The organism is Actinomadura sp. CNU-125 (genome assembly GCF_001942465.1).
Classification (GTDB): Bacteria; Actinomycetota; Actinomycetes; order Streptosporangiales; family Streptosporangiaceae; genus Spirillospora.
Map to the genome: position 1 here is coordinate 1 of NZ_MKJY01000296.1, position 6,353 is coordinate 6,353.

The following is a 6,353-nucleotide window of genomic DNA, read 5'->3' on the forward strand; positions in this document are numbered from 1 at the left end:
TGGCAGATCGGCGTCGATTCCACCGTCATGCGCGCCCACCAGCACGCCGCCGGAGCCCGCCGCCACGGCGAGGCGCAAGCCGAACCGCCCGGCGGGACGACGTCCGAGCCCGGCGATCACGCGCTGGGGCGGTCGCGGGGCGGGCCGTCGACCAAGCTGCACCTGGCCTGCGAGCAGGGACAGAACCCCTTGTCGCTGGTGGTCACAGCCGGGCAGCGGGGCGACGCACCGCAGTTCGAGGCGGTGATGGCCGGGATCCGGGTCGCCCGCATCGGCGGCGGGCATCCCCACGCCCGGCCCGAACGGGTGCGGGCGGACAAGGCGTACTCGTCCCGGGCGATCCGCCGCCATCTGCGGCGGCGGGGCATCGCGGCCACGATCCCCGAACCCGCCGACCAGGCCCGCCACCGGTTCCGGCGCGGAGCTCGCGGCGGCCGGCCGCCCGGGTTCGATCCGGTCGACTACCGCGAGTGCCACGCCGTCGAGTGTGGCATCAACCGGCTCAAACGCCACCGCGCGGTCGCCACCCCCTTCGACAAGCTCGCCGTCCGCTACCTCGCCACCGTCCACATCGCCGCCATCAACGAATGGCTTTGATCAACTTTGAGACACACCCTAGGGTTCGTTCCGGATGGGTGGTCTCGGTGATCCGGCAGGTCTTGACCCGCTGCACCACCTCTTCCGCCTCCCGCACCAAGTCCGGTGCCGCCTGCTGGCCAGCCTCCTGGGGCAGCGCGTAGGTGAAGCGCGGGAAGTCCTTGGTGGCCCGCATCGACCGGACCGGCAGGTACGTCGGCGGGACGGGCACGGCCTGGTACACGTATCGTCCGTCTTCGCCGAGTGCTCGGTACACCTCGAGCCCGGTGGTGGCGTGGCCGGGGCAGCGGACCAGGCGTCCAGCATCCGCTGGCCGTCGAGGAAGTGTCCTTCGTGCGCGTTGTCCTCCCACAGGAGGATGGGCGGGGACAAGGCGGCCAGCCGGTACAAGTTGTGCTTGCGGCGGCGGCGACGTGTACGAATCGGCGCGCCGCGACCACCTCGACGGCGTGCCCGCTGGCCGGTCGGATTCCCGGGCCGACGTGCCGCCGAGTCCTACTCTTCTCCGATGCACAGCGCCGCGTCCGACGTTTCACCGACAGCCCTGCGCAACGCGATGGTCGACCAACTGGTGCAGTGGGGATCGCTGCGCACTTCGCGGGTCGAGGCGGCGATCCGGGCGTCCCGCGTCACCTGTTCGTCCCCAAGGTCCCGGTCGAGGCGGCCTACGCCCATGGCGGGGTCGTCACTCACCCCGGTACCGATGGCCGACCGCGCAGCATGGCTTCGGACCCGTCGGTGGTCGCGCAGATGCTGGAGCAACTCGACGTGCAGCCGGGCGACCGCGTCCTCGAGGTCGGCGCCGGGGCGTGGGAGGTGCCACCGGCGTGGACCGGGCAACTCGCGCATGGCGGGCGGATCGTGGTGCCGCTGCGGGTGCGCGGCCTGACCCGCTCGGCGGTGCTGGAGCGCCGGGACGGTTTTCTGGAAAGCCGTCGGCCAGCTTCGGCGAGGCGCTCACCCTCATCGCATCCGGCAAGGGCGTTTTCCCCGTCGGCGAGCACGCCGCCCGCTTCTACCCGCGACCCGACATCGCCTACATCCCGCTGCAAGACGCCCCGCCCATCCGCTGGGCACCCGTCGGGCTGACCGCCAACTCCAGCCAGCGCATCCGCGAATTCGTCCGCGCCGCCAAAGACGCCACCACCGCGCCGCCGCCCACCGACTGAACAACGCTGCCGAAGGCACGTCCCAGGCTCGGGGATCGATCGGGGCTCTAGGTGAGGCCGGAGCTCCCGAAACTCTGGCGGAGGGCGAAGTGGGCGCCGAGGATCGGCCGGCTTCCGGCGGGCGGTCTACCTCGAGAGTCGAGGCTGCTCGTGGTCGCACGGTGGAGAGCGGGCGGCTTCGCGCGGAGGGTGTCACGCACCTGCGCCCGGTGACCGATCTGGCAACGCCCAGCTCATCATGTCCCTCAGAAGGAACTGCACCCATTTCGGATTTGGGTGATGCGGTCACCGGAGTGCAGCGCCGACACGTTCAGTGCGGTCTTCCAGCCCGGGGTCTTGCCGCTGACGTTCGTCCGGCGGTGCGGAGGTCACCCGGCTCGGGGATGTGGTGGTACGGCGTGCCGGGGGAGAGGCTGAGCAGCTTGGTGATGGAGTGGGCGGGGTTGGACAGCATATCGCGGGCGACGTGGAGCAGGTCATCATTGACAGCGGTGGGGCGGCCGTCGACGTGGACGGCGGCCAGGCCCGTACGGGCGTCTTGGACGATGGACTCGGCGAGGGCGGCCGGCGTCCTACTCCCGATGCAGGCTCCCAAGTAGATCGGGACCGGCACCGGCCAACACGAGGTCATCCCTCAGCGCCGACCGGGCAAGGCCAGGTCTTCGATGACGCCAAAGCGTGGTTGATCGAAGGATGTGTGGCCATCGCCCGGCGAGTCGGCCTCAGCCCGCCTACGGTTCGGCGATGGGATCAGAGGTGGCGCGTTCGGCAAGCCGTTCGTAGCGTTGGCGGGCAGCCTGCGGGGTGCCCAGGCCGAGGCCGAAGGCGATCTCCTGCCAGGTCATGCCGCGCCCTCGGGCCATCTTGAGCAGACCGGCCTCCAGGTCGTCGAACTCGGCGCGCACGCGTGGCAGCAGGGTCAGCGCGGCCACCAGGTCGGTGTGGTCCACTTCCGGTTCATCGTCGTTGAGCATGGCCGCGCCCGACAACAGGAAGGCGACGAGCCGCACGGCCTCATGCGGGCCAGGGACATCGGGATGTACCTGCCGAGCGCGCATTTGGGCGCTGCCCGCATGCCGGTCGCGGATGTGGAACAAGGCCGCGAACTCACGCTGGGCGCGGGTCCGGCCGGGATCGGGTGCCGTGAAGGGATCGTCAGAGGACTGCGCTGTGGAAGCCATGCCCTCATCCTGATGTGCAAACAGATTGTTGTCAACTAACTTTGTTAAACAGTTTGTTCAAGTCGGAGTGACCGGGCACGGAGCGATCGGACGAACTAGCCGTCGCGGCGCCACGAACTCCACTGCGCGGCTCGGTCGACTGTCGGCGCCAGACTCAACGTCCCGAGGGTGTTGCCTGTACGGCGCGCTTCGGAGGTCATATGGACGACGTGGGTGCCGCGGCCGGTCAGATGGTCGCAGAGGCACACCAGGCGACACCTCCGACAACATCCCCGGAGTCCGCGGCCCCTCACTGCAGAAGGTCGTGGACGTGCACGGGCCACTTCCCGCCCCGGCGATCGGCGTGCTGGGAGCGGGACTGGCCGGAGGACTCGCCACCGTTCACGCCTGCGACCCCGTGCACCGCGACCTCAAGCCCTCGAACGTGCCGCCGGCCGACGCCCGCCCCGCGTCATCGACCAGACGGCGTCCACGACTTCCAGGAGGAAGCGCACCCGGTTCTCGATCGCGTCGAGGCCCGCCTCCACGGCCCGTTCGGCGGCGAGGGCGAAGTCGGTGACGGTGGTCTGGACCTCGATGGTCATCATGGCCCGGGGCCCGCTCGCCGGGATCATCCCGGGCGTCCCGTCCGGCTGCCGGTCCAGGCGATTTCTATAAACAGTGAATATAAAAGTACTATGCTTCGAGCATGAATCGTCAAGACGCCGCTCCTGGCGCGTCCGCCGCCATCGGGGCAGCCCTCTACGGCCTGGCCACCAGGGCCGTGAGGCGCCTGCCGCGAGACATGAGCCTGACGTCCGCCGCCACCCTGGCCACGCTGGACCGGACCGGACCGCGGCGCATCACCGATCTGGCCGCGGTCGAGGGCGTCACCCAGCCCGCGATGACCGCCCTGGTCCGGGTGATGGAGGAGTCCGGCCTGGTCGAGCGGCGGGGCGACGCGTCCGACAAGCGGGTCACTCTGGTGTGCCTGACCGAAGCCGGCGCCTCCTACGTCCGGACGCGGCGCCAGGCGGGTGTCCACGCGTTCGAGCGGTTGATCGGCGAGCTCACCGGCGACGAGGTCGAGGCGCTGGTGGCGGCCCTTCCGGCGCTGAAGCATCTGGCAGAGCTCGACAGCCAGGACCGCGAAGGGCCGAAGCGGTGACCGGGCAGCCGGTCGACGGGGTCACGGTGAAGGCGTTCCCGGTGGCGCGTTCCGAGGCGCGGCTGCTGGTCCCCGCCCTGATGTTCATCGCGCTGGTCGTGGCGGCGGTGGCCAGCCTCGGGGCGCCGCTCATCACCAGCGTGGCGACCTCGTTCCACGTCTCGCTCGGCAGCGCGCAGTGGACGCTGACCGTCGCGCTGCTGAGCGGCGCCGTCGCCACGCCGGTCCTGGGCCGCCCGGAGCCGCCCGCACCGGCGGGCCACGATCCTCGCCACGCTGGCGGTCGTCGTCGCCGGCAGCGCGCTCACCGTGCTGCCGCTGCCGTTCGCTTGGCTGCTGGCCGGCAGGGCGGCCCAGGGAGTCGGGCTCGGGCTGACGGCGCTGATGATGGGCGTGGCCCGCGACCACCTCCCCGAGGCGCGCAGCGCAGCCGTGATCGCCCTGATCTCGGTTGTTTCGATCATCGGGGCCGGTGTCGGCTACCCCCTGGCCGCACTGCTCGCCGAGCTCGGCGGGGTACGGGCCGCCTACGGTCTCGGCCTGGTCGTCACCGCCGCTGCTCTGGTGACCGCGTGGCGCTCCATGCCCGACGCCCCCGAAGGCCGCTCCGCCCACGTGGACGTGGCAGGCGCGGTCGTCCTGGCCGCTGCGCTGCTCCTGGTGCTGTTCCTCGCCGGCGAACCGAATCTGTGGAGTCGGCACCTCGCCGTGGCGACGGGCCTCGCCGCCGTCGCGGTGGTGCTGCTCTGCGTCTGGGCCGTCATCGAGCTGCGCAGCACGACGCCCCTGGTCGATGTGCGGGCGCTGCGGCACCCGGCGGTCGCCGGGGCGAACCTCGCCATGTTCGTCGGCGGGATCGGCATGTACCTCCTGCTCACGCTCATCACCCGGTACGCGCAGACGCCGCACGGCGCCGGCTACGGCTTCGGGCTGACGACCTTCGTCGCCGGGCTGGTCCTCATCCCGTTCTCGGTGCTGGGATTCGTCGCGGGCAAGCTCACGCCGCGGATCCGGACGCGGATCGCCGACCCCCTGCTCCTCGCCGGCAGCGCCGTCGTGGTCGGCGGCGGGTTCGCCTTGTTCGCGGCGGCCCGGTCGGACCTGGCCGAATTGTTCGCGGCGATGGGCGTGCTCGGCTTCGGCGTCGGCGGCTTCTCGGCCGCGATGCCCGGCGTCATCCTGGCCGTCACCCCCAAGAGCGAGACGTCGAGCGCCATGAGCTTCAACTACGTCGTCCGCAGCGTCGGGTACTCCCTGGGCAGCGCCATCGGCGGTCTGATCCTCGCCGCGGGCACCGGCCCCGGCCACCTCTTCCCCGACGACGGCGCCTACACCACCGCGGCGCTGGTCGGCATCGGCGCGATGGCGATCACGACGCTGACAAGCCTCGCTCTCGCCCGCCGGCGCTCGTCCGAGACCAACCCGTAAGTCAGATCGGCTCATCCCAACACTGGAGGTTCCATGCCCAAGGGCTACTGGGTCAGCGTCTACCGCAGCATTTCAGACCCTGAGAAGCTGGCTGCCTACAACAAGCTGGCCGGTCTGGCCGTCCGGCCCGAGGGCGGTCGGACCCTCGTCCGTGGCGGTCGGGTCGTGGCGTATGACGTCGGCATCGCCGAGCGTGTCGTCCTGGTCGAGTTCGACAGCTTCGAGCAGGCCGTCGCGGCACGTGAGAGTGCGGCCTACCAGGAGGCGCTGGCCGCTCTCTCCGACGGCGTCGAGCGCGACTTCCGCATCGTCGAAGGCATCGACTGACCGAGGTTCGCGATCGTCCGGAGACCCGTAGCCGGTCAGGAAAAAATGTCGTGGCTTTGTCGATCCGTCGAGCCCCCGTTCGACCTTTGGCCGACATACCCGTCCAGGGCGCCCGCCCCGGACGCCATCGGAAGGAGCATCGCCATGGGGTTCATCAAGTCCAGCCTCTTCATCTCCCTCGACGGCGTGATCGAATCGCCGGAGACCTGGCATTTCCCCTACTTCGACGACCAGATGGGCGCCGTCGTCGGCGAGCTGATGAACGAAGCCGAGGCCACCCTCCTCGGTCGGCACACCTACGAAGGGTTCGCCTCCTACTGGCCGGACGCCGACCCCGCCGACCCGATGACCGAGGCCATGAACAGCGCCCGCAAGTTCGTGGTGTCCGACACCCTGACCGAAGCGACATGGCAGAACTCCTCGCTCGTCACCGGCGACGTCGCGGCGAAGCTGACCTCGCTCAAGGCGGACACCCGGCTCGGCACCACCGGTAGCGCCACGCTG

General features: G+C 70.5%; 10 protein-coding genes and 1 pseudogene. 6 read left to right on the forward strand and 5 right to left on the reverse strand.

Annotation, left to right across the window (positions count from 1 at the left end; genetic code table 11):
- Positions 1-597 (forward strand): IS5 family transposase (locus tag BJF79_RS29465; protein ID WP_075902260.1); only part of this gene is annotated, 597 nt, incomplete at its 5' end.
- On the opposite strand, the gene BJF79_RS29470 is transcribed toward BJF79_RS29465, so the two are convergent.
- Both BJF79_RS29470 and BJF79_RS62165 read right to left on the reverse strand, forming a co-directional pair.
- On the reverse strand, positions 581-820 hold the full coding sequence (locus tag BJF79_RS29470) for a hypothetical protein (RefSeq protein ID WP_075902262.1): 240 nt from the start codon (positions 818-820) through the stop codon (positions 581-583). The two genes, BJF79_RS29465 and BJF79_RS29470, sit on opposite strands and share 17 nt — an antisense overlap.
- A 272-nt stretch (positions 821-1,092) precedes the next feature.
- Positions 1,093-1,290 (reverse strand): hypothetical protein, encoded by a 198-nt coding sequence (locus BJF79_RS62165; RefSeq protein ID WP_262402736.1) that lies wholly within the window; start codon positions 1,288-1,290, stop codon positions 1,093-1,095.
- On the opposite strand from BJF79_RS62165, the gene BJF79_RS67425 reads away from it, so the two are divergent.
- A complete protein-coding gene (locus BJF79_RS67425; protein WP_410050155.1) occupies positions 1,231-1,686 on the forward strand; it encodes a hypothetical protein in 456 nt (151 codons plus the stop codon). The two genes, BJF79_RS62165 and BJF79_RS67425, sit on opposite strands and share 60 nt — an antisense overlap.
- 390 nt (positions 1,687-2,076) lie before the next feature.
- Here the strand turns inward: BJF79_RS67425 and BJF79_RS53965 are convergent, their stop codons facing one another.
- The 3 genes from BJF79_RS53965 to BJF79_RS29490 all read right to left on the reverse strand — a co-directional run bounded on the left by BJF79_RS53965 (position 2,077) and on the right by BJF79_RS29490 (position 3,534).
- Positions 2,077-2,379, reverse strand: coding sequence for a hypothetical protein (locus BJF79_RS53965; protein WP_143220336.1), 303 nt, complete (start codon positions 2,377-2,379; stop codon positions 2,077-2,079).
- A 118-nt stretch (positions 2,380-2,497) separates the two neighbouring features.
- A complete protein-coding gene (locus tag BJF79_RS29485) occupies positions 2,498-2,947 on the reverse strand; it encodes a DNA-binding protein (protein WP_075902268.1) in 450 nt (149 codons plus the stop codon).
- Between the two features lie 410 nt (positions 2,948-3,357).
- Positions 3,358-3,534 (reverse strand): hypothetical protein, encoded by a 177-nt coding sequence (locus BJF79_RS29490; RefSeq protein ID WP_262402737.1) that lies wholly within the window; start codon positions 3,532-3,534, stop codon positions 3,358-3,360.
- Positions 3,535-3,731: 197 nt separating this feature from the next.
- On the opposite strand from BJF79_RS29490, the gene BJF79_RS29495 reads away from it, so the two are divergent.
- The 4 genes and pseudogenes from BJF79_RS29495 to BJF79_RS29510 form a co-directional block, all read left to right on the forward strand.
- Positions 3,732-4,094, forward strand: coding sequence for a MarR family winged helix-turn-helix transcriptional regulator (locus BJF79_RS29495; RefSeq protein ID WP_075902272.1), 363 nt, complete (start codon positions 3,732-3,734; stop codon positions 4,092-4,094).
- Positions 4,095-4,355: 261 nt separating this feature from the next.
- Positions 4,356-5,522 (forward strand): annotated as a pseudogene (locus BJF79_RS29500) (MFS transporter); the annotation flags it as partial.
- A 33-nt stretch (positions 5,523-5,555) separates the two neighbouring features.
- Entirely contained in the window at positions 5,556-5,849 is a 294-nt protein-coding gene (locus tag BJF79_RS29505) for a DUF1330 domain-containing protein (protein WP_075902274.1), read from the forward strand.
- Between the two features lie 144 nt (positions 5,850-5,993).
- Positions 5,994-6,353 (forward strand): dihydrofolate reductase family protein (locus tag BJF79_RS29510; protein ID WP_075902276.1); only part of this gene is annotated, 360 nt, incomplete at its 3' end.